At 58.8% G+C, this 301-nt stretch carries 1 protein-coding gene; it reads left to right on the forward strand.

Annotation, left to right across the window (positions count from 1 at the left end; genetic code table 11):
* Positions 1 to 301 (forward strand): IS110 family transposase (locus C492_RS23140; protein ID WP_152424929.1); only part of this gene is annotated, 301 nt, incomplete at both ends.

The following is a 301-nucleotide window of genomic DNA, read 5'->3' on the forward strand; positions in this document are numbered from 1 at the left end:
TTGTCGATGAATTCCGCCTCTCCCATGGCACCGAGCGCGCCGAACTCGAAGAGTTCGCGCGCGAGTATGCCGGGTCGGCGGTTGCCATCGGAGCAACTGGGCACTACCGCCCGATCTACGAAACGCTTGACGAGCACACGGACGTTACGCTCGTCAACCCGAGCAAAACACGTGTGATCGCCGATGCGAAGGTCAAAACCGATCGTGTTGATGCGAAGATGCTTGCGCATCTTCTGCGTGCAAACCTCGTCGCTGAAAGCTACGTTCCACCCAAGGATGTGCGCGAACGACGTGACCTCGT

The sequence above is a fragment of the Natronococcus jeotgali DSM 18795 genome, from assembly GCF_000337695.1.
Classification (GTDB): domain Archaea; phylum Halobacteriota; class Halobacteria; order Halobacteriales; family Natrialbaceae; genus Natronococcus; species Natronococcus jeotgali.